Source organism: Actinomycetes bacterium (assembly GCA_035506535.1).
Taxonomy (GTDB): Bacteria; Actinomycetota; Actinomycetes; order DATJPE01; family DATJPE01; genus DATJPE01.
In genome coordinates this window covers 21,832-43,067 of the sequence record DATJPE010000011.1, presented here as the reverse complement: position 1 = coordinate 43,067, position 21,236 = coordinate 21,832, and the positions used below count along the sequence as shown (strand labels likewise).

At 71.6% G+C, this 21,236-nt stretch carries 21 protein-coding genes, 1 tRNA gene and 1 riboswitch; of the genes, 2 read left to right on the top strand and 20 right to left on the bottom strand.

Annotated features, from left to right (window positions below; all coding sequences use genetic code 11):
* The 8 genes from gcvP to VMI11_01810 all read right to left on the bottom strand — a co-directional run bounded on the left by gcvP (position 1) and on the right by VMI11_01810 (position 9,331).
* Positions 1-2,874: an aminomethyl-transferring glycine dehydrogenase gene (gcvP, locus tag VMI11_01845; GenBank protein HTY71147.1), complete on the bottom strand. Its 2,874-nt coding sequence runs from the start codon at positions 2,872-2,874 to the stop codon at positions 1-3.
* Between the two features lie 85 nt (positions 2,875-2,959).
* Positions 2,960-3,055: riboswitch (glycine riboswitch) on the bottom strand.
* A gap of 41 nt (positions 3,056-3,096) precedes the next feature.
* Positions 3,097-3,645 carry a MerR family transcriptional regulator gene (locus VMI11_01840; protein HTY71146.1) on the bottom strand — a complete coding sequence of 183 codons (549 nt, stop codon included), beginning with the start codon at positions 3,643-3,645 and terminating at the stop codon, positions 3,097-3,099.
* A 277-nt stretch (positions 3,646-3,922) separates the two neighbouring features.
* A complete protein-coding gene (locus tag VMI11_01835; protein HTY71145.1) occupies positions 3,923-4,393 on the bottom strand; it encodes a bifunctional nuclease family protein in 471 nt (156 codons plus the stop codon).
* A gap of 9 nt (positions 4,394-4,402) precedes the next feature.
* On the bottom strand, positions 4,403-5,101 hold the full coding sequence (locus VMI11_01830; protein ID HTY71144.1) for a MerR family transcriptional regulator: 699 nt from the start codon (positions 5,099-5,101) through the stop codon (positions 4,403-4,405).
* A 26-nt stretch (positions 5,102-5,127) separates the two neighbouring features.
* Entirely contained in the window at positions 5,128-5,610 is a 483-nt protein-coding gene (locus tag VMI11_01825) for an FHA domain-containing protein (protein ID HTY71143.1), read from the bottom strand.
* 180 nt (positions 5,611-5,790) lie between these two features.
* Positions 5,791-6,168 (bottom strand): glycine cleavage system protein GcvH, encoded by a 378-nt coding sequence (gcvH, locus tag VMI11_01820; protein ID HTY71142.1) that lies wholly within the window; start codon positions 6,166-6,168, stop codon positions 5,791-5,793.
* Between the two features lie 50 nt (positions 6,169-6,218).
* Positions 6,219-8,717, bottom strand: a complete 2,499-nt coding sequence (locus VMI11_01815) for a sugar phosphate nucleotidyltransferase (protein ID HTY71141.1) — start codon at positions 8,715-8,717, stop codon at positions 6,219-6,221.
* Positions 8,714-9,331 (bottom strand): CDP-alcohol phosphatidyltransferase family protein, encoded by a 618-nt coding sequence (locus VMI11_01810; GenBank protein ID HTY71140.1) that lies wholly within the window; start codon positions 9,329-9,331, stop codon positions 8,714-8,716. The genes VMI11_01815 and VMI11_01810 overlap by 4 nt, the downstream gene beginning before the upstream one ends.
* 115 nt (positions 9,332-9,446) lie before the next feature.
* Here VMI11_01810 and VMI11_01805 point away from each other — a divergent pair, with 115 nt between their 5' ends.
* A complete protein-coding gene (locus VMI11_01805; GenBank protein ID HTY71139.1) occupies positions 9,447-10,604 on the top strand; it encodes an inorganic phosphate transporter in 1,158 nt (385 codons plus the stop codon).
* Entirely contained in the window at positions 10,597-10,821 is a 225-nt protein-coding gene (locus tag VMI11_01800) for a hypothetical protein (protein ID HTY71138.1), read from the top strand. The genes VMI11_01805 and VMI11_01800 overlap by 8 nt, the downstream gene beginning before the upstream one ends.
* Here VMI11_01800 and VMI11_01795 read toward each other — a convergent pair.
* From VMI11_01795 to VMI11_01740, 12 genes are all read right to left on the bottom strand, one after another.
* A complete protein-coding gene (locus VMI11_01795; protein HTY71137.1) occupies positions 10,805-12,025 on the bottom strand; it encodes an FAD-dependent oxidoreductase in 1,221 nt (406 codons plus the stop codon). The genes VMI11_01800 and VMI11_01795 overlap by 17 nt on opposite strands.
* A complete protein-coding gene (locus VMI11_01790) occupies positions 12,015-13,301 on the bottom strand; it encodes an ATP-grasp domain-containing protein (protein ID HTY71136.1) in 1,287 nt (428 codons plus the stop codon). Before VMI11_01790 ends, VMI11_01795 begins: the two co-directional genes overlap by 11 nt.
* A gap of 210 nt (positions 13,302-13,511) precedes the next feature.
* Positions 13,512-13,585: transfer RNA gene (locus tag VMI11_01785), tRNA-Pro, on the bottom strand.
* Positions 13,586-13,627: 42 nt separating this feature from the next.
* Entirely contained in the window at positions 13,628-15,004 is a 1,377-nt protein-coding gene (der, locus tag VMI11_01780; GenBank protein HTY71135.1) for a ribosome biogenesis GTPase Der, read from the bottom strand.
* Positions 15,001-15,765, bottom strand: coding sequence for a (d)CMP kinase (gene cmk, locus VMI11_01775; protein ID HTY71134.1), 765 nt, complete (start codon positions 15,763-15,765; stop codon positions 15,001-15,003). The genes der and cmk overlap by 4 nt, the downstream gene beginning before the upstream one ends.
* A 46-nt stretch (positions 15,766-15,811) precedes the next feature.
* Positions 15,812-16,912 (bottom strand): prephenate dehydrogenase, encoded by a 1,101-nt coding sequence (locus tag VMI11_01770; GenBank protein HTY71133.1) that lies wholly within the window; start codon positions 16,910-16,912, stop codon positions 15,812-15,814.
* 10 nt (positions 16,913-16,922) lie between these two features.
* Positions 16,923-17,285: a chorismate mutase gene (aroH, locus tag VMI11_01765; GenBank protein HTY71132.1), complete on the bottom strand. Its 363-nt coding sequence runs from the start codon at positions 17,283-17,285 to the stop codon at positions 16,923-16,925.
* Between the two features lie 299 nt (positions 17,286-17,584).
* Positions 17,585-18,346, bottom strand: coding sequence for a pseudouridine synthase (locus tag VMI11_01760; GenBank protein HTY71131.1), 762 nt, complete (start codon positions 18,344-18,346; stop codon positions 17,585-17,587).
* Entirely contained in the window at positions 18,339-19,013 is a 675-nt protein-coding gene (scpB, locus tag VMI11_01755; GenBank protein HTY71130.1) for an SMC-Scp complex subunit ScpB, read from the bottom strand. The genes VMI11_01760 and scpB overlap by 8 nt, the downstream gene beginning before the upstream one ends.
* Positions 19,010-19,849: a segregation/condensation protein A gene (locus VMI11_01750; protein ID HTY71129.1), complete on the bottom strand. Its 840-nt coding sequence runs from the start codon at positions 19,847-19,849 to the stop codon at positions 19,010-19,012. The genes scpB and VMI11_01750 overlap by 4 nt, the downstream gene beginning before the upstream one ends.
* Before the next feature lie 68 nt (positions 19,850-19,917).
* Positions 19,918-20,328: a hypothetical protein gene (locus VMI11_01745; GenBank protein HTY71128.1), complete on the bottom strand. Its 411-nt coding sequence runs from the start codon at positions 20,326-20,328 to the stop codon at positions 19,918-19,920.
* Entirely contained in the window at positions 20,325-21,203 is an 879-nt protein-coding gene (locus tag VMI11_01740; GenBank protein ID HTY71127.1) for a ParA family protein, read from the bottom strand. Before VMI11_01740 ends, VMI11_01745 begins: the two co-directional genes overlap by 4 nt.
* Positions 21,204-21,236 lie beyond the last annotated feature (33 nt).

Below are 21,236 nucleotides of genomic sequence, written 5' to 3'. Positions count from 1 at the left end.
TCAGGCGAACGCCTCCGGCGGCGGGCAGGCGCAGACCAGGTGGCGGTCGCCCCGAGCACCGTCGATACGGCGCACTGGCGGCCAGTACTTGCCGCGCCGAAGGGACGGCAGCGGGTAGGCCGCCTGCTCGCGGGTGTAGGGGTGGACCCACTCCCCCGCGAGGTGCTCGGCTGTATGCGGCGCCTGGCACAGCGGGTTGTCGTCTCGGGGCCACTCGCCTCGTCCGACCCGCTCGATCTCGCCGCGGATCGCGACCATCGCCGCCACGAACCGGTCGAGCTCCTCCAGGTTCTCCGACTCGGTCGGCTCGATCATCAGGGTCCCAGCCACCGGGAAGGCGAGCGTCGGCGCGTGGAAGCCATAGTCGATCAGCCGCTTGGCGACGTCCTCGGCGCTCACGCCGGTCTCCTTGGTGATGGCCCTCAGGTCGACGATGCACTCGTGGGCGACCAGCCCGCCGCGACCGGTGTAGAGCACGGGATAGTGCGGCTGGAGTCGGTGGGCGAGGTAGTTCGCGCCAAGGATGGCGGCGCGTGTCGCCGCGGCCAGCCCGTCCCCGCCCATGAGGCGGATGTAGGCCCACGAGATGGGCAGGATGCCGGCGCTGCCCCACGGTGCGGCGCTCACCGGGCCGACGACGCCAGGTCGCGGCCCCGCCTCCGGCACCAGGGGATGGCTCGGCAGGTACGGCGCCAGGTGGGCACGGACTGCGACCGGCCCGACGCCCGGGCCACCACCGCCGTGCGGGATGCAGAACGTCTTGTGCAGGTTCAGATGGCTGACGTCGGCCCCGAACCGGCCGGGCCTGGCCAGCCCGACCAGCGCGTTGAGGTTCGCGCCGTCGACGTACACCTGTCCCCCAGCGTCGTGCACGAGCGCGCAGATCTCCCGGACGCCTTCCTCGAACACCCCGTGCGTCGACGGGTAGGTGATCATCAGCGCCGCCAGGTCGGCCGCGTGCTCGGACACCTTGGCCCGCAGGTCGTCGAGGTCGACGTTGCCGTGCTCGTCGCAGCGCACGACCACCACGCGCATCCCGGCCATCACCGCGGAGGCGGCGTTGGTGCCGTGGGCGCTGCTGGGGATCAGGCACACATCGCGCTCCGCGTGACCACCGGCCCGATGGTGCGCCCGGATGGCGAGCAGGCCGGCGAGCTCGCCCTGGCTGCCCGCGTTGGGCTGCAGGGACACGGCGTCGTAGCCGGTGATCTCGGCCAGCCACGACTCCAGCTGACGTACCAGCTCGCGGGTGCCCGCGGCGTCCTCCACCGGCGCGAAGGGGTGCAGGTCGGCGAGCTCCGGCCAGGTGATCGGTTCCATCTCGGTGGTGGCGTTGAGCTTCATCGTGCAGGAGCCCAGCGGGATCATCGTGCGGTCCAGCGCCAGGTCCTTGTCCGCCAGGGACCGCAGCCATCGCAGCATCGCCGTCTCGCTGTGATGGGTGGTGAAGACGGGGTGGCTCAGGAAGCCGCTCTCCCGCTCGAGCCCGCTGCCGGCGAAGGGCTCGCCGACGGTCTCATCGAGCGCGTCCAGCGCCGCAGTGACCCCGAAGGCGGCCCACACCGCCCCGACGTGCTCCCTGGTCGTGGTCTCGTCGGTGGAGATCCCCACGGTGTCCACGTCCACCAGACGCAGGTTCACCCCGAGCTCGCGGGCGGCGCGCACCACCTCGGCGGCCCGTCCCGGCACGTTGACCTGAACGGTGTCGAAGAAGCGCTGCGTGCGCGTCGTGCGGCCCCCGGCGCGCAGGCCCGCCGCGAGCAGGGTCGCGTACCGATGGGTGCGCCGGGCGATCATCCGCAGGCCGTCCGGCCCGTGGTAGGCCGCGTACGCCGCCGCGATCACCGCGAGCAGCACTTGGGCGGTGCAGATGTTCGAGGTCGCCTTCTCCCGGCGGATGTGCTGCTCGCGCGTCTGCAGCGCCAGCCGATACGCCGGGGTGCCGTCGGCGTCGACGCTCACCCCGACCAGCCGGCCCGGCAGGTTGCGCTCGAGGCCGGCACGGACGGACATGAAGGCCGCGTGCGGGCCGCCGTACCCGAGCGGGACGCCGAAGCGCTGGGAGCTGCCCACGACGACGTCGGCGCCGATCTCCCCCGGCGGCCGCAGGAGGGTGAGCGCGAGCAGGTCCGTCGTGACGCTCACGACGGCTCCCCGTGCGTGCGCGTCCTCGACCAGCCTCGTGTGGTCGCGGACCTCGCCCGAGGAGCCGGGGTAGGACAGCAGGAGGCCGAAGGCGTCGTGGTCGGGCAGGCCGTCCGCGCAGCCGAAGGTGACCACGTGGATGCCGAGAGGCTCCGCGCGGGTGCGCAGCACGGCGAGGGTCTGCGGGTGGGTGTCCTCGTCGACGAGGAAGACCTCGCCGGTGACGGCGCTGACCCGCCGGGCCAGGGCCATCGCCTCGGCGGCCGCCGTGGCCTCGTCGAGCAGGCTCGCACCGGCGGTGGGCAGGCCGGTGAGGTCCTCGACCATGGTCTGGAAGGCGAGGAGAGCCTCCAGCCGCCCCTGGCTGATCTCCGGCTGGTAGGGCGTGTAGGCGGTGTACCAGGCGGGGTTCTCCAGCACCCCCCGGCGGATGACCGGTGGGGTGAGCGTGGCGTGGTAGCCCAGGCCGATCATCGGGACGAGCACGGTGTTGCGGGACGCCAGCTCGCGCAGCTCCCTGACCACCTCGGCCTCGGTGGCCGATGCGAGCTCGAGCGCGCCGCGATCGCGGATGGCGGCGGGGACCGCCTCGTCGAGCAGCTCCTCGAGGCTGCCGCGCCCCACCGCGGCGAGCATCTTCGCCTGCTCGTCGGCCGAGGGACCGATGTGTCGGGGCAGGAAGGAGCCCGCTGACTCGAGGTCGGCGAGCGGGATGTGGTCGAGGGGCACGGGAGCCTCCGGCGGATCGGGTCCGGCCCGCGCGCGGGCGCGCACGAGAGGTTCCCCCTCTGTCACGTGCCCGCTCCAGAGGCGCCTCGTCCGCCCGGTCCTGCTCGCCTGAGAGATTCCGGGGAGGTTGCTCCTTCGGCGCCCCTCACCGGCTGTGAGGGGACTCTCCCGCGCGGGGTCGTCGGCCCGCTTAGTCTAAGCCGCGCGACGGCGCCCGGCCGGTCAGCCGGTGGCGCGGGTACGCCGGCGCGCCGCCAGCTCGTCGCCCGGGTGCTCCGCGGTGAGCTCCTCGTGCCCGGTGGACTCTCCGGGAAGCGACGCCAGGGAGCCCTCGACCTCGCGCCAGACGCGTCCCACGGCGATGCCGAAGACGCCCTGCCCGCCCTGGACGAGATCGATGACCTCGTCGGCCGAGGTGCACTCGTAGACACTCGCTCCGTCGCTCATCAAGGTGATCTGCGCCAAGTCCGCCACGCCCCGGTCCCTTAGGTGCTGGACGGCGCTGCGGATCTGCTGCAGGGACACCCCGGTGTCCAGCAGCCGTTTGACGATCTTGAGGACGAGGATGTCGGTGAAGGAGTACAGCCGTTGGGTGCCCGACCCGTGCGCCGGGCGGATGCTCGGCTCCACCAGACCGGTTCGCGCCCAGTAGTCCAGCTGGCGGTAGGTGATGCCCGCGGCCGCGCAGGCCGTCGGGCCGCGGTAGCCCACGTCGGCCGGCAGGGTGGTGACGGCGGCGTCGAAGAGCAGCCCCTGCTCCCCGGCTCGCAGGCGCGCGCCCTCGTCGACCGGCGCCGGTGCCGTGGGGTCCTGCGGGTCTCCCGTCACGGGAACCTCCGAACTCGTGGGGAAGCCGGCGCACCCCACCCCGGCGCCGTCGTCCAGCGGGTCCGACCTGCTGCCCGAGACAACCGAACCAGACAGGCGGTGAACGACAGGCGTGGGATTCGCCGTCGAGTCACGCTAGGGCGGGCACCGGCCCGCGTCAACGACCGGTGGCGTCGACACGCCACTCGATCCCGTGAAAGTCTCGACCGGAGGTCGAGGGTCAGGGTTGCTCGGAGAAGTCCTCGGGCGAGACCTGGTCCAGGAACTCCCGGAACTTCTCGACCTCGTCCTCCTGGTCGTCCGGGATGGCGATCCCGGCCTCGGCCAGCACCTCCTCCGCCCCGAAGATCGGCGAGCCAGTGCGCAGGGCCAGGGCGATCGCGTCAGAGGGGCGGGCGCTCACCTCGGCACCGCCGCTCAGCACGAGAACCGCGTAGTAGACCCCGTCCTCCAGGGAGGTGATCCGCACCTGCAGCAGCTTCTGGCCGAGCGCCTCGAGCAGGTCGCGCATCAGGTCGTGGGTCAGCGGCCGGGGCGGGACCAGGCCGTGCTGGGCGTTGGCGATGGCCGTCGCCTCCCCCGTCCCGATCCAGATGGGCAGGTAGCGGTCGCCGCCCACCTCGCGGAGCAGCACGATCGGGTTGTTGGACGGCATCTCGACACGGACGCCGACGACGTCGAGCTCCTGCATGACGCGAGCCTACGCCCGCGAGGCAAGACCCGACTTGACGAGTGCGGCGTGCAGCCGCACAGACAGGGCGGCGAGCTCGCGCTGCACCTCGTCGGCACGCCCGGCCGCGTCGGCGCCGCGCCCCCGGCGAAGCGGCGCGACGACCTGCTCAACGAGCCCGACCTCGCGGTCGGCCGCCGCGCGGTAGGCGCGAAGGTGACGCGGTTCGAGCCCGAAGACGGCCATCTCCGCGACGACCTTCGTCACCGCGAGGGCGTCCCCGTCGTAGTGGTTGCCCCTCGCGTGCACCAGGCCGTAGCTCTCCAGCTCGCTCAGCTGCTGCTCGCTCGCACCGGCGGCGACGAGCAGCTCCTGCCGGGACAGGCGCAGCTCGGAGGGGTCCCTGGCGAACGCTTCGGCGGTGGGCAGGCCGTCCTCGGCCACGAGGGACACCGGCACCCGGGGGCGTGCGCCGGGGGTGTCGGGCGGTTGCAGGCCGCGGTCCATGGCGTCCAGGTGCTCACGGATCACCTTGAGCGGCAGGTACTGGTCGCGTTGGGCAGCGAGCACGTACCGCAGCCGCTGCAGGTCCTCGTGGGTGAACTTCCGATAGCCGGACGCGGTGCGCTGCGGCTCGACCAGCCCCTCGGACTCGAGGAAGCGGATCTTGCTGATCGTCACGTCGGGGAAGTCGGGGCGTAGCCGGGCGAGCACGTCCCCGATGCTCATGTAGGCCCGGGCGGGAACGGTGGCGCTCACGATGTGCCCGCCTCGACGCCGGCGAGGAAGAGCAGGCGGTACTTGCCCACCTGGACCTCGTCCCCGCCCGCGAGTACCACGTCGTCGATGCGGTGCCGGTTGACATAGGTCCCGTTCAGGCTGCCGACGTCGACCACCCGGAATCCCGAGGCGTCCCGGCGGAACTCGGCATGCCGGCGGGAGACGGTCACGTCGTCGAGGAAGATGTCGGAGTCGGGGTGGCGCCCGACGCTCGTGACAGCGGAGTCCAGCAGGTAGCGCGACCCCGCGTTGGGCCCCCGCTGCACGACGAGCAGGGCCGTGCCGGGTGCGAGCGCCTGGACCTCCTCCGGCGCCTCGGCCTCGAGCCGCGCCTCCACGTCGGCGTCGGGTCCCAGCGCCCCCAGGTTGAGGGTGGAGGTGTGGTCGCGTGGTTCCGGCTCCGGCGGTTCCTGCTCCGGCGGCCCCTGCTCGGGCGACCCAGGTTGCTGCGACGCCATCGCCCCGGTCCCTCCTCGCCCGCCATCGACGCGTCCCGCCATCCCCACGACGGCACCCGGAAACTCTCCATCCGGGCTCGAGGAAACCTAGGCGGCCACCGGGTCGCAGGTCAACCGGGCCTCGATCGCGGTGGCCGAACGGAGGAGCCAACCCTCGACTTCAGATCGAGGGTCGAGGGTTCATTCCCCGATCTGGCCTCGATAGGCGGCCGCGTCGAGCAGCGCGTCCGTGGCGGCGGGGTCGGCAGGCTCGATCTCGAAGAGCCAGCCCCCGCCGTAGGGGTCGGAGTTGACCAGGTCGGGTGAGTCCGAGAGCGTCTCGTTCCGGGCGGTGACGACGCCGCTCACCGGGGCGTAGATGTCGCTCACGCTCTTGGTGGACTCGACCTCCCCGCAGGACTCCCCCGCGCTCACCTGGTCCCCGACGCCCGGGAGGGAGACGAAGACGACGTCGCCGAGCTGCTCCTGGGCGTAGTCGGTGATGCCGACGCGGACGTGGGCGCCCTCGGGGCGCACCCACTCGTGCTCGGCGGTGTACTTGAGGTCGTCCGGGTGCACGGGCTGCTCCGAGAGGTCGTCGTCGGTCGAGCGTTCGCCGGGCGCCGATGCTACCGGCCGGCCCGCGCGACGACGCTCGCCCACTCCTGGAGCAGGTCGGCCGCCTCGTCCTCGGTGCCGCCCTCGGCCCACAGGTGGGTGATCGCCTGCGACGGGTCGGGCAGGACGAGCGCCCAGCGGCCGTCGTCCTCCACGACCCGGACCCCGTCGGTGGTGTCGAGACCGCGCCCGCCGGCGGCCTCGATGACAGAGCGCATCACCTGGCCCTTCGCCGCCCACGGGGTCTCCACGTCGGCGCGAAGGACGTGCGCCGTGGGGATCCGGGCCTCGATCTGGGAGAGGGTCAGGCGGGTGCGCGCGACCAGGCCGAGCAGGCGAAGGAACGCGGCGTTGCCGTCGATGGCCGGGCTCGCCTCGGGGACCACGTACCCGCCTCGTCCGTCCCCCGCGCCGGCGAGGTCGGGCGATGCCGCGGCGCGGACGATGGAGTCCGGGGCGGTGGTCACCCACTCGACCTCGACGCCATGGAAGCGGCACACCTGCTCCGCCACCCGCGTCGTGCTCACAGGCAGCGCGACCTTCTTGCCGCGCCGCTCGGCAGCGATGAGGTCGAGGAAGACCAGCAGCGCCCGTTCGTCCTCGATCGGGTGTCCGGTGTCGTCGACGATGCTCAGCCGCTCGCCGACCGGGTCGAAGCGGACTCCGAAGGCGGCTCGGGAGGAGGCCACCAGCCCCCCGAGACGGGCTAGGGCCTCGCGGCGCTCGGCCGGGCTCTCGGTCGGGTTGGCGTCGTCGAGGCGGGCGTTGACGGTGAGGACGTCGACCCCCACCCGGCTGAGCAGCGTCGGAAGAATCAACGACGCAACCCCACCCGCGCAGTCGACGACGAGCTTGACCTCACCGGCCCCGATACCCGAGATGTCGACGGCCCCGGTCAGGTGCTGGACGTAGGACTCCACGGCACGAGGCGGGAAGGACAGGTCCCCGATCTCGCCCGGGAAGGCGCGCCGGAACTCCCCCCGCTGCAGGATGCGCTCGACCTTGCGCTGAGCCGAGGGGGCGAGGTCCGCGCCGGTGTCGTCGAGGAAGACGATGTCGACGGAGTCGGGGACGCCGGGCGTGGTCCGGATCATCAGGCCACCGGCTCCGGCCTGGCGGACCGCGGTGAGCCTGGTGACCTGTGGCGGGGCGACCTCGAGGTCACGGACGTCTATCGCGGAGGCGTTGAAAGCCGCGATCGCGGCCCGCTTGAGGGCGCGCGCGGCGCGGGAGTGGTCCCGGCTCACCGTCACCGCCGCGCCTTTGCGCAGGGTCGAGGCGTACGCCGAGACGAGCCGCACGACCAGCTCCGGAGTGATCTCGACGTTGACGATGCCCGACATCCCGCGTGGCCCGAACAGGGAGCGGGTGCCCCGGCTCTCCCAGATCACGCTGTCGTGGACGACAGCGCCGGCCTCGATCGTCTTGAAGGGGTAGACCTTCACCCCGGGCGAGATGATCGCCTCCTCCTCGACGACGCACTCGTCGCCGATGACCGCGCCTTCCTCGACCCGGCTGGCGCGCATCAGGTCCGTCCCCTTGCCGACGACGCAGCCGCGGATGTTGGTGTGCGGTCCCACGAAGACGTTGTCGTGGATGACGCTGCGATGGACGAAGGCACCCTCGCGCACGACGACGTTGCTACCCAGGACGGTGAACTCGCGCAGCTCGGCGCCCGCCTCGACCTTGGAGTAGTCGCCGATGTACACCGGCCCCTTGACCGTCGCGTCCGGGTCGACGTCCGAGCCCTCACCCACCCACACCCCGGGCGAGACCTCGAAACCGGGCATGACGACCTTGACCTTGCCGAGGAGGACGTCGACCTGGGCGCGCAGGTAGGACTCGAGAGTCCCCACGTCCTCCCAGTACCCGTCGCTGACGTGACCGAGCACCGGCAGCCCGTCGGCCAGCAGCTTCGGGAAGACGTCGCCCGACCAGTCGACCACCTGACCCTCCGGGACGTGGTCGAAGACCTCAGGCTCCATGACGTAGATACCGGTGTTGACGGTGTCGCTGAACACCTGCCCCCATGACGGCTTCTCGAGGAAGCGCTGCACCCGGTGCTCGTCGTCGGTGATGGTGATCCCGAACTCCACCGGGTCGGCCACGCGGGTCAGACACACCGTGACCATCGCACCCTTGGTGCGGTGGAAGTCCACGAGGGCGGACAGGTCGATGTCGGTGAGCGCGTCCCCGCTTATCACGAGGAAGCTGCCGTCACGCAGCTCGGCCTCGGCCCGCTTGACGCTGCCCGCCGTCCCGAGCGGCGTCTCCTCCGAGGAGTAGGTCAGCCGCATGCCGAGCTCCTCGCCGTCCCCGAAGTAGTTGCGCAGGATCGAGGCGAGGAACTGCACGGTGACGACGGTGTCGGTCATCCCGTGCCGCTTCAGCAGGTCCAGGACGTGCTCCATGATCGGTTTGTGCACCACGGGCAGCAGCGGCTTGGGCAGCGTCGCCGTCATCGGGCGCAGCCTGGTCCCCTCGCCGCCGGCCATCACGACGGCCTTCACGCGACACCTCCCGTCGGGGCCCCGACCACGCGGGCGGGTCCGCCGGCGAGCCGGCGCACCTGCTCGACGTAGAGCAGGCCCGACCACCAGTACAGCGCGGCACCCCAGATAGCGAAGGCCCACCCGAACGTCGAGGCGATCGCCGCCGCCGTCCCTGACCCGGCGCCCAGCAGCAGGAGCGGGAACGAGATCAGCAGGTTGAAGGTCGCCGCCTTGCCCAGGAAGTGGACCGGCAGGGCGGTCAGGCCGAGGCGGCGCAACGTCGGGCCGGTGGCGACCAGCATGACGTCACGCAAGACCAGGAGAGCCACGAACCACCAGGGCACAATGTCGCGGATCGCCAGCCCGAGCAAGGTCGCGACCGTGCAGAGCCGGTCGACGACGGGGTCCAGCAGCTGCCCCACCCGGGAGATCTGGTGCCAGCGCCGGGCCAGGTAGCCGTCGAGGTAGTCGGTGAACGCGCTGAGGACGAGGACGAGGGCCGCCCACCCGTCCGCCTCCGGGACGAGGACCAGCCAGAGGAACAGCGGGATGGCGAGCAGGCGCAGGAGGGACAAGGCGTTAGGGACGGTGAGGACGCGCGTCGTCTGCACGTGCGTCTCCTGGACCTCCACGCCCTGGGTCCTCCACTCGCGGTCCGGCGATCGTCCCGGTTCCTCCTCGAGGCTACCCAACGAGTCGGGACTTCTGGCCCTCGTGGCCACGGAGGCGCATGCCATAGTGATCACTGTGAGCGCCGATGACGTCGTGCTGGCCCTTACCGTCCTCATGGCGCTCGGATTCGACTTCACCAACGGCTTCCACGACACCGCGAACGCCGTCGCAACATCGATCGCCACGGGGGCGATGCGGCCACGGGCCGCCGTCTTGATGGCCGGCGCGCTCAACTTCGTCGGTGCGCTGCTGTCCCTCTCGGTGGCGGCGACGATCGCCAAGGGCATCGTCAACACCGGTTCGGTCACCCTGACCGTCGTGTTCTGCGGTCTCGTCGGCGCCATCATGTGGAACCTCGTGACCTGGTACCTCGGCTTCCCGTCCAGCTCCTCCCACGCGCTGATCGGCGGTGTCGTAGGCGCCGCGTTCATCGCCGGTGGCGTCAACGCAATCCAGGTGCACGGCCTGGTGTCCAAGGTGATCGTGCCCGGCGTCCTCGCGCCGGTCGCTGCCGCCGGGATCGCGGGCATCGCGACGCTGGCCGTGTACGTCCTCATCCGGGGCGTGCGCACCCAGGTCCGCGAGGCCGGGTTCAAGATCGGACAGATCGGGTCGGCGTCGCTGCTCGCTCTGGCCCACGGGACCAACGACGCGCAGAAGACGATGGGCGTGATCACCCTGGCGCTCATCGCGAACGGGACCATCTCGCCGAACGCCGGCATCCCCGAGTGGGTGGTGCTCTCGTGTGCGCTCGCCATCGCGATCGGTACGGCCACCGGAGGGTTTCGCATCATCCGGACCGTCGGGCACCGGCTGACCCACATCGAGACTCCCCAGGGGTTCGCCTCGTCCACCTCGGCGACAGCCGTGATCCTCGCCTCCACCCACTTCGGCTACCCCCTCTCCACCACGCAGGTCGTCACCGGGAGCGTCGTCGGCTCAGGGGTCGGCCGCCGGGTCGCGGGGGTCCACTGGGGCGTCGCCGGACGGGTGGTCACGGCGTGGGTCATCACGCTGCCGTCCGCTGCTCTGGTGGGGGCTCTCGCCTGGCGGCTCGCGACCGCGATCGGGGGCAGCGCCGGCGTCCTGGTCGTCTTCGCGCTGTCGATCCTCGCGGCTGGACTCATCTTCCGCGCGGCCCGCAAGGCACCGGTCAACGCCTCGAACGTCAACGCGCCCGAGACCGCCGACCGGCCGCTCCCCGACGCCCGGGAGCCATACGCCAATGTCTGAGTGGGTGAACGTCAGCGCACTGAGTCAGGCCCTCCTGGGCGGCCTGGTCTGCGGAGTCGGCATCGTCGTGTTCTTCGCGCTCGGCCTGGTCGGGGTCTCCTCGGCCCAGGACGCTCCACCGGTGACCCGTGTGGTCCGGCTGACCGGCGCGGCCGTGTGCTTCGCCCTCGTCGTCCTCGCCATCGCCACAGGCCTCTACGTCATCCTGACCGACTGAGCATCCCCGCGGCGGGACGAGCCGGTGACGCCGGAGCTCGCCGGGAGACCGAGCGGGCGATCTGTCGCGCGCTGGTGTGCGTCCCCGCGATGAAGCGCACCGACGGTCCGAGACTCACCGCCGCCGGCGCGCCGGCGAAGTACAGGCCCGGAAGGCTCGACTCCCCGGCCCGGCTCACCACCGGGTATCCGTTCAGGGTCCGCAGCCGCTCGACCGAGAGGAAGGGCAGCCGGCCCACATCGATGCGAAAGCCCGTTCCCGCGATGACGTGGTCCACGTCGAGCCCTTGGCGCTGCCCGCCGCCGAGGTCGAGGTGGACGCCGCTTCCTGCCGCCGTCGCCCGCAGGACCCGATGGCCCGTCAGCACGTCGACCCGCCCCTCCACCCGCGCGCGGAGCCACCACGCCCCGGCCGGTCCGAGGACGGTTCGCGCCTTCGTGACCCGAACCGCACGAGGAAGCATGCGGAAGGCTGCCGGGGAGTTCCAGAAGGCGCAGTGCCAGCCTTCGCACAGCTTGTTCACCGGGCGCCGGACCCGACCGAGCGCGCTGAGATGCTCAGGGTTGGGCTCGAGCCAGTTCAGCGCTGGGGCGCGGACGATGACGTGCACCTGGGCTCCCGCCTCGTGCAGCAGCGCAGCCGTCTCGAGGGCCGACTGCCCGCCCCCCACGACGGCCACCGACCGGCCCCGGAAGGTGGCGAGGTCGTGGTGGTCGGAGGTGTGCGAGACCAGCTCGGCCGGCAGGCTCGCGAGCTGATCCGGGACGACCTTGTACGGCAGCACGCCGGTCGCGACGACGACGGAGCCGAACATCTGGTCGGCCTCCTCCGCGAAACTCACGCGAAAGCCGCCGTCGACAGGCGTCACGCCGGTGACCGTCACGTCGGCGACGTCAGGCACGAAGCGTTCGACGTACCAGTCCGCGTAGTCGAGGAATCGCTCGATCGACAGCGGCCCAAGACGGTCGACGTAGTCCAGGCCGTGCAGGCGTGAATAGGCGCCGACGTCGTAGCCGGGCACGGGGGCGGCCAGGTCGGAGCCGTAGGGTTCGGAGCGAAGCATCATGCCGCTCGGCATGTGCGCCCGCCACGTGTCCAGCGTTCGGCCCACGATGCGATGGTCGACGCCGAGCGCGTGCAGGTGCGCCGAGACGGACAGGCCGAACGGCCCGGCCCCGATGACGAGCGGGCGGTCAGATGACACGTGCTGCTCCCTTCCGAGCGAGATCGGAGACCGAAGACGGCGATCGCCGCGAACGGCTGAGGGCCGAGGCCGCGGTGATGCGCAGCTCGGCCAGGAACGGGTGGGGGTCGCGCCAGTCGAGGACGTCGTAGTGGCGGGTCCGGACGAACTCCGCGAGGAATGTCCCGACGGCCTGGGTCGCCGTGACGCTGTCCGGCCGCCCGCGGCGCCGGTAGTTGTCCCGCAGCCAGCGCATGTCTCCGCGCAACCACCGCATCCGCACGCCGGTGCGGTAGCCGCTGACCCGCTCCACCGGGGCGTCCACCGCCCATCGCCAGAGCATGAGCGGGAAGTCGATACCGGCACGAAGAGCGGTCTCCACCGGCCCGGCGAGACGCGCGTTGATCTCCATGAGCAACGGGCTGCCGTCACCGTCTCTGCGGTACTCGACCTCGCAAAGTCCCTGCAGCCCGAGAGCGGACACCAGCTCCACCGACGGGCGGTAGATGTCCGCCGGCAAAGGGATGCTCTCGCGGACCACGGACGCGCCGCCGAGGGCCGGGCTGCAGCGATGCTCCAGGTGCGCGAACGCCGCGCGGGCCTCCCCGTCGACCATGAACAAGGTGACGCCCTCGCGCCGGCCACGGACCAGCTGCTGCGCGAGGACCTCTGCCCCCGCGGCCAGGAAGGAGTCCGCCACGGTGACGGCCTCGGCCTCGTTCATGACCTCGACGGCCTGCAGGCGCGTGACGGCCTTGCGCACCCAGGACGAGGTCGGCTTCAGCACGAGCGGGAAGTCGAACCCGCTCAGCAGGTCGGGGAGATCGTCCAGCTGCTGGATGTGGCTGGTCCTCGGGTGGCTGATCCCGAGATCGCGCGCGACCTGGAGGGTCCGTCCCTTGTGCGCCGCCACCTCCAGCGCGGAGTCCGACGGCAGGGCGAGTCGGGCTCCGAGCGCCGCCAGGTCGTCCCGCACCGGCGCCAGCGCGGCGATCGCGCCGTCGCTCGCCGGGAGGACCACGGCGGTGGGGTGCCGGTCCGCGAAGTCGACGACCGCGTTGGCGAACGCGTCCGCATCGCTCGCGAAGCTCGGGAGCACGAGGTTGCGGCTGGAGTACCGCGAACGAAAGCCCGGTACGGGCTGACGCGGGTCGCACTCGGCGAAGCACTCCCCCATGACGATGCGCAGACCGGCCCGGCCCAGGCTGCGAGCGGTGGCGAGGCTCTGCCGGCTCGCCGCGTCGAGCAGGAGCACGTCATAGCGCTGCGAGTCGACGCGCGCCGAGGCAGCGCTCATGGCAGCGCCCACGTCGTCCGCGCGGGCACGTCCGCGTGTCCCATCCCCCGCCCCTCCCGGGACACCCTGAGCGCCCTCGGCCGACGATCTTCCCCGACAGGTGAGCACGCGGGCTCGGGCCTTGATACGGGGTGACACCGGAACGGACGCCGTCGACGCGTCGAGGGCCGGACCTCACGGGTCCGGCCCTCGGCGACTCTGGAGCTGCCGTCGGGACGACAGGATTTGAACCTGCGACCCCTTGACCCCCAGTCAAGTGCGCTACCAAGCTGCGCCACGTCCCGGCACCCTCGAGCGGGCGCGCGCCACTCTACCGGAGTGGGGTTTCAGGTTCTCCGACCACGCTTGTCCCTGACGCCCCGCTTGTCCCTGACCCGGACGCTGATCTCGATCGGGGTGCCGGTGAAGTCCTCGAGCTGCCGGAAGCGGCGCTCGAGGAAGCGGCGGTAGGACGCCTCGAGGAAGCCGGTGGCGAACAGCACGAACCGAGGCGGGCGCACGCCCGCCTGGGTGGCGAAGAGGATGCGCGGTGCCTTGCCGCCGCGGACCGGGGGCGGGGTCTCGGCGACGATCTCCCCCAGCACGGCGTTGAGCCGGCCCGTCGGGATGCGCCGCTCCCAGGCAGCCAGGGCCTTCTCCAGTGCCGGTACCAGCCGATCGACATGGCGGCCGGTGCGGGCGGACACGTTGACCCGAGGGACCCAGGGCAGTCGCACGAGCTCCCGGTCCAGCTCCTTGTCGAGAGCCACCCGCCGCTCCTCGTCGACCAGGTCCCACTTGTTGAGAGCCAGGACGAGGGCGCGCCCCGCGTCGACCACGAGGGAGAGGATCCGAACGTCCTGCTCGGTCAGCGGCTCGCTCGCATCGAGCAGGACGATGGCGACCTCCGCCTTCTCCAGGGCCGCCTGGGTGCGGAGCACCGCGTAGTACTCGTGGCCAGACGCCTCGTCGGCTCGACGGCGGATCCCTGCGGTGTCGACGAAGCGCCAGGTACGCCCGCCGAGCTCCACGATCTCATCCACCGGGTCGACCGTCGTCCCGGCGACCGGGTGCACCACCGCTCGCTCGGTGCCCGCGAGCCGGTTGAGCAGGCTGGACTTGCCGACGTTGGGCCGGCCGAGGAGCGCCACCCGCCGCGGCCCGCCCTCGGCCCCGAAGACCTCCCGGGGCGCCTCCGGCAGCGCGTCGAGCACGGCGTCGAGGAGGTCGCCGCTCCCCCTGCCGTGCAGGGCCGACACCGGGTGCGGCTCCCCCAGCCCGAGGTTCCACAGGGCAGCGGCCTCCGCCTCACCCCGAGCGTCGTCGACCTTGTTCGCCGCGAGGACCACGGGCTTGGCCGATCGTCGCAGGACCCGGGCGACCGCCTCGTCGGTGTCCGTGATGCCCACCGTCGCATCGACCACGAGCAGCACCGCGTCTGCCGCCGCGACCGCCACCTCGGCCTGCGCTGCCACCGTGGCGGCCAGTCCCTGCGCATCGGGCTCCCAGCCGCCGGTGTCCACCACGGTGAACGCCCGTCCGTTCCAGTTCGCCTCGTAGGCGACCCGGTCCCGCGTCACGCCTGGTACGTCCTCGACGACCGCCTCTCGCCGCCCGAGCACGCGGTTCACGAGCGTGGACTTGCCCACATTCGGCCGTCCGACGACGGCGAGGACCGGAAGCGCGCCGTCGTCTCCAGTCGCGCTGTCGTCCTCCTCGCTCACTGCTGGCCCGCTACCCACTGCTGGCCCGTTGCCAGGGCCGCGGGGGCGGAACCCACGCCTGGCCGGGCGAGCCGGTCCAGCAGGAGTCGAGCCACGAGGTCGATCACGTCGCCCAGCCCGAGGTCGGTCGCGTCCACGACCACGGCGTCCTCGGCCCGCTGGAGGGGGGACACGGCTCGGGTGCTGTCGAGCCGGTCTCGGCGCCGGATGGACTCCAGCGAGTCGGCGGGGGCGGGGATCCCGCGCTCCCGCAGCTCATCGGCTCGACGGGTCGAGCGGACGCTCTCGTGGGCGGTGAGGAAGACCTTGAGCGTGGCGTCCGGCAGCACGACGGTCCCGATGTCGCGTCCCTCGACGACGATGCCGCCCTCGCCTACGGCGGCTCGCTGCAGATCGACCAGGCGGGCACGCACGGCCGGTACGGCGCTCACGGCGCTGACCGCGGCAGTCACCTCGGGCCCCCTGATGGGACCCGACACATCCGTCCCGTTCACCGCGATCGAGGCATGCTCCGGATCGGTGGAGACCTCGAGACCGATCTCGCCGACCCGCGACGCGACCGAGTCGGGGTCGTCGACGTCCACCCCGTTGGCCAGCATCCACCACGTCACCGCGCGGTACATCGCCCCGGTGTCGAGGTAGCGAAGGCGAAGGCGACGGGCCACCCCGCGCGAGACACTGGACTTCCCGGACCCCGAGGGCCCGTCGACCGCCAGGACCGCGCGGCGCAGTGCCGGGTCGCTGGGCTCGTCGGGGGCCATGTCCCGAGAGTAGCGAGCCGGATCTCGGTGCGGTCCTCGTGCGCGCTCAGGAGTGGACCGTCCACCCCTCGCGGGACAACGCCTCGACCAGGGCGCCGACCGACCCGGCCTGCACCTGGAGGAGCAGGCTGCCGAGAGGGTGCCCGGAGGCGTGCTCCAGGGTGACGTCCTCGATGTTCACCGATGCGGCGGCCGCGGCGGCGAAGATCCGCGCCAGCTCGCCGGGCTGGTCCGCGACCACGACCGTGACCACCGCGAACTGGGTCGGTCGACCACCGTGCTTACCGGGGATCCGGGCCCTGCCGCGCACCCCTCCTGCGAGCGCACGCCGCACGCTCGCGCGAGCCTGTTCCTGCTCGTCCGACCCGGCTCCCCTGGACGCCAGGGTCGCCAGCGCCGCCGCGACGTCGTCGAGCTGGCGGCGCAGGTCCTCGACGACCGGAAGGACGGCCGATGCGTTCGCGTCGAGGATGCCGGTCCACAGGTCGGGGTCCGAGGCGGCGATGCGCGTCACGTCGCGCACACCCGGCCCGGAGAGGGCGACGAGGTCCTCCGGCTGGTCCTCCAGACGCGCCGCGGTGAGGCTCGAGACCAGCTGGGGGACGTGGGACACCAGCGCCACGGCCTCGTCATGGCGCTGCGGGCTCATCTCCACCAGGTCCGCCCCGCAGGCGGCCACCACCGCTCTCGCTCGCCCCAGCGCACGCTGCGAGGACTCCCGCCCCGGAGTCAGCACCCAAGGACGGTCGCGGAACAGATCCGCGCGTGCGGCGGCGGGACCAGAGCGCTCGAGCCCCGACATGGGATGTCCACCGACGAATCGCTGGGCGACATCATGGCCCAAAGACTCGACATCTGCTTGAGGGATAGAGGCAACTGAGGCAACATCAGTAAAAATGCACCTGAGATAAATACCGCTGAGCTCTTGGACGACTGACCCGACCGCGCCTGGAGGGACCGCCACGATGACGATGTCCGGCTCTTCCGGCGGGCGCCCCGTGCGGCCCGCGCCGAGCTCGGACGCGACGCGCGCCCTGCCCTGGTCGACGTCCTCGATCCACACGGCGGTCCCGGCGTCGGTCAACGCCATCGCGACCGAGGTCCCGATCAGGCCGGCGCCCACCACGAGGGCGCTCTGCAGGCTCACCGGGGTGGCTTCACTGGGCCAGGTCCTGACGCAGCACCTCAGCGCCGCGCAGGTACACGTGGACCATCTCGGACCGGGCGCGAGACGTCTCCACGTGCGCCATGAGACGGACCACACGGGGCAGCGCCCCGGCGACGTCGATCTCCTGGGCGCAGAGCAGGGGAACCTCTCCCAGGCCGAGCGTGCGGGCCGCCGCGGCCGGGAACTCGCTGGTCAGGTCGGGCGTCGCGGTGAACAGCACCGAGACCAGGTCGGCGATCGCGAGCTCGTTGCGCGCCAGCAGAGTGGAGACCAGCTCGACGACAGCGTCAGCCATCTCGCGCGGGTCGTCCGCGCGCAGCTGGGTGGCGCCGCGCACGGCACGGATCGACACCGACCCACCCTCCTCTCGCCCTGGTTGGTCGCCGCCCCAACCCTAGGGGAGGCCCGCCCCAGGGCCGTAGCACCGGGCCGGTGCCCAATCTGAGACGACTCACCTATCGACCACTAGATGCATAAAGCATTTTGTCGATGAGTCGGGTTTAGCGCTGGGCCAGCAAAAGTCTCTTTGTCGATATCAGGGAGGATGAATCTGCGTGCTGATATCGATAAGTTGGTTCTCAAGCCCAGTAGCTCAGGCCACAGAATGTCGACAAAGCTGCTGAGCTGTTTCATCCTCCACCGACGCATCGGTCAAAGACCGGCGAGCTCGAAGAGCGCACCGAGCTCCTTGCTGGACAGCGGCCGAAGCTTGCCGGGACGCAGCTCACCGAGCTGCACCGGTCCGATGGCGGTCCGCACCAGCCGCGTCACTGGGAAGCCCACGGCCTCGAAGCTGCGGCGCACCACCCGGTTGCGACCCTCGTGGAGGGTGACCTCCACCAGGGCTCGCGACGCGGTACTTCCGACGACTCGGAAGGAGTCGAAACGGACCGGGCCGTCCTCGAGGTCGATCCCTTCGCGCAGCCGTCGTCCAAGGTCGCGCGGCAGCGGCGCCGGCACGTCCGCCAGGTAGGTCTTCGGGATCTCGAAGGACGGATGGGCCAACCGGTGGGCGAGGGTGCCGTCGTTGGTCAGGAGGAGCAGACCCTCGGTGTCCACATCGAGGCGACCCACGTGGAACAGCCGCTCCCTGTTGCTCCCGACGTAATCGCCCAGACAGGGCCGGCCCTCCGGATCGGCCATCGTGGAGACGACCCCGGCCGGCTTGTTGAGCATGAGGTACACCTGGTGCGAGGAGACGGAGACCCGCACCCCATCGACCCGGATCACCGCGGTGCTCGGGTCGACGCGTGTCCCGAGCTTGCTGACCACGACACCGTCCACCTCGACACGCCCCTCGGCGATCAGCGCCTCGCACGCACGGCGGCTGGCGACTCCCGCCCTGGCGAGGACCTTCTGCAGGCGTTCGGGCTGCAGGCGTTCGGGCGAAGGGTGGTCGGGTTGGTCATTCATCCGAGTCTATGTCTAACTCTCTAGTTGAGAGAAGGTCTATCTCCTCTTCTAATGCATCAAGTTCAGGCAGAAACGGGGCCAACGGCGGCAGCTCCTCGAGTGAGCGCAGGCCCAGTCGCTCCAGGAACAGGGACGTGGTCCGGTAGAGCAGGGCGTGCGTCTCCGGCTCGGTCCCGGCCTCCTCGACGAGGCCACGGGTCGTCAGGGTTCGGACGACGCCATCGACGTTGACCCCGCGCACCGCCGCGATCCGCGCTCGCGACACCGGCTGGCGGTAGGCGATCACCGCCAGGGTCTCCAGCGCCGCCTGGGTCAGCCGGGACTGCTGCCCGTCCAGGACGAACCGCTCCACCAACGGCGCAAGCTCCGGCCGGGTGTAGTAGCGCCACCCACCGCCGACCTCACGCAGCTCGAACCCACGTCCCTCCTCGTCGTAGTCACGGGCCAGGCGCCGCAGGGCGCCCGCGACCTCGGCCCGTGGCCGCTCCACGACCTGCGCCAAGGTCAGCTCAGACACGGGCTCGTCCACCACGAGCAGGATCGCCTCGAGCGCGGCGAAGAGCTCGCGATCCCCCGCCTCGCGTGATGCCGCCGGCTGCTCGCCGGCGTCCGCACCGCCTTCGCGCAGGTCGAGGACGGGCTCCTCCGCACGATCACCCTCGCTCATAGGCCCACGCCCTCGATCACGCTGCGCTCCTCCTCCTCAGCCGTCGGACTCGGCTCGCCGGCTCCTTCGAACTCATCCACGTCGTCGACGTCGGCCCCCGCCCCGGTCCAGCGGACCACGAGCTCACCGAGCGGCGTCACCTGCTCGAAGGCGACCGCGCCCTCACGGTAGAGCTCCAGGACCGCCAGGAATCTCGCGACGACCGTCAGCGTGTCGGGAGCGTCGTCTGCGAGCGCGCGGAAGCTCGCGGCGTCTGCGTCGCGCAGCCTCGCGACGAGCAGGGCAGCCTGCTCCCGCACGCTGACCAGGGGCGCGTGCAGGTGGGCCAGCGACACGGTGGGCGCGGGGCGCGGGGTCAGCGCCTGCGCCGCGACGGCGGCGAAGCGCTCCGGTGAGAGGCCGAGCAGGACCTCGGGTAGCAGGCCCACGAAGCGATCATCGAGGCCGACGGCCCGCGGGTAGCGCCGGGAACCGATAGCCAGCCGCTCCGCGATCGAAGCGGCGGCCTGCTTGAACGCGCGATACTGCAGCAGTCGGGCGAAGAGCAGGTCCCGCGCCTCGAGCAGGGCGAGGTCCTCCTCGTCCTCGACCTCCCCCGCGGGGAGCAGCCGCGCCGCCTTGAGGTCGAGCAGGGTGGCCGCGACGACGAGGAACTCGCTGGCCTGGCCCAGGTCCCACCCTGGCCCGAACGCGCGGATGTGGGCCAAGAAGTCGTCGGTGACCCGGGAGAGCGCCACCTCGGTCACGTCGAGCTTGTGCTTGGCGATCAGTCCCAGCAGCAGGTCGAAGGGCCCGTCGAACACCGGCAGGTGGACCTCGAAGGCTCCCGCGGACACGCTGGGGGCGAGCGGCGCCGCGTCGTCCCCGAGGGCGGAGGTCACCGGGCCACGGTAGCCGAGCCGGTTCAGCCCTCGCGCAAGCGACGAACCAGCGTGCTGCCCTCGCCACGGGCGTCCAGGTCGGCGATCACGACGGCCAGTGCCTCGCGGACCAGCCGGCCCCGGTCGAGCGCGAGGCCGTACTCCCCGCGCAGCACGAGGCGAGCCTGCTCGAGGTCGAACAGCTCGTCGGCGGACAGGTAGACGGTGATCTTCTCGTCGTGCCGCTCCCGCCCGGAGGGACGACGCTCGCCGGGACGCACCCGCCGCCGCGCCGTCCGGCGCACCCCCGAGCTCGCCGACGGCGCCGGTGTGGACATCTCCTCCCCGGTACCGGTCGCGGCGTCAGGAACCGCGGCCATCGGCCGGGCGGGGACCTCCTCACCGGTGGCCCGGAAGAGCTCGGCCGCCCCGGGCAGGCTGGCCCGGCGGCTCACGGGGCCACCGGCTCGGCCGGTCGCCGGGCCGCGTCACGGGCGAGCACCTCTCGGGCGAGCGACCGGTAGGCCCCCGCACCCGCGGAGCTGGAGGCATAGCTGGTGATCGGCTCCCCCACGACGGTGGTCTCTGGGAAGCGGACGGTGCGTGAGATCACCGTGTGGAACACGGTGTCTCCGAAGGCCTCGACGAGGCGGGTCAGCACCTCCCGCCCGTGGACGGTGCGGGAGTCGTACATAGTGGCGAGAATTCCCTCAACCTCAAGTCGAGGGTTAAGCCGATCACGTATCTTCTGGATGGTGTCCATGAGGAGGGCAACCCCGCGCAGGGCGAAGAACTCGCATTCGAGCGGGACGATGACACCGTCCGCCGCCGTGAGCGCATTCACCGTGAGCAGGCCGAGCGAGGGCTGACAGTCGATCAGCACGTAGTCGTAGTCCTCGACCACCGGCCGCAGCACCCGGGCCAGACTGTGCTCCCTCGCCACCTCGTTCACCAGCTGGACCTCGGCGGCGGACAGGTCGATGTTGCTGGGCAGCAGGTCGACGCCGGGAACGTTGGTCTTCAGCAGCACGTCGTCGACGGTGATCCCTGGCTCGACGAGCAGGTTGTACGCGGTGCGGTCCAGCTCATGGGGATTCACACCCAGCCCCACCGAGAGGGCTCCCTGCGGGTCGAAGTCCACGAGGAGAACCCGCCGGCCGAGCTCGGCGAGGGCCGCCCCGAGGTTGATCGTCGACGTGGTCTTGCCCACCCCGCCCTTCTGGTTGCACAGGGCGACCACGCGGGCCGGCCCGTGGGCGAGCGGACGGGTGGGTTCGGGCAGGGTCGGGACCGGCCGGCCGGTGGGACCGAGCTCGCCACTTGTCGACATATCCACCTGTGGTCTTGCCTCTCTAGCCTTGGA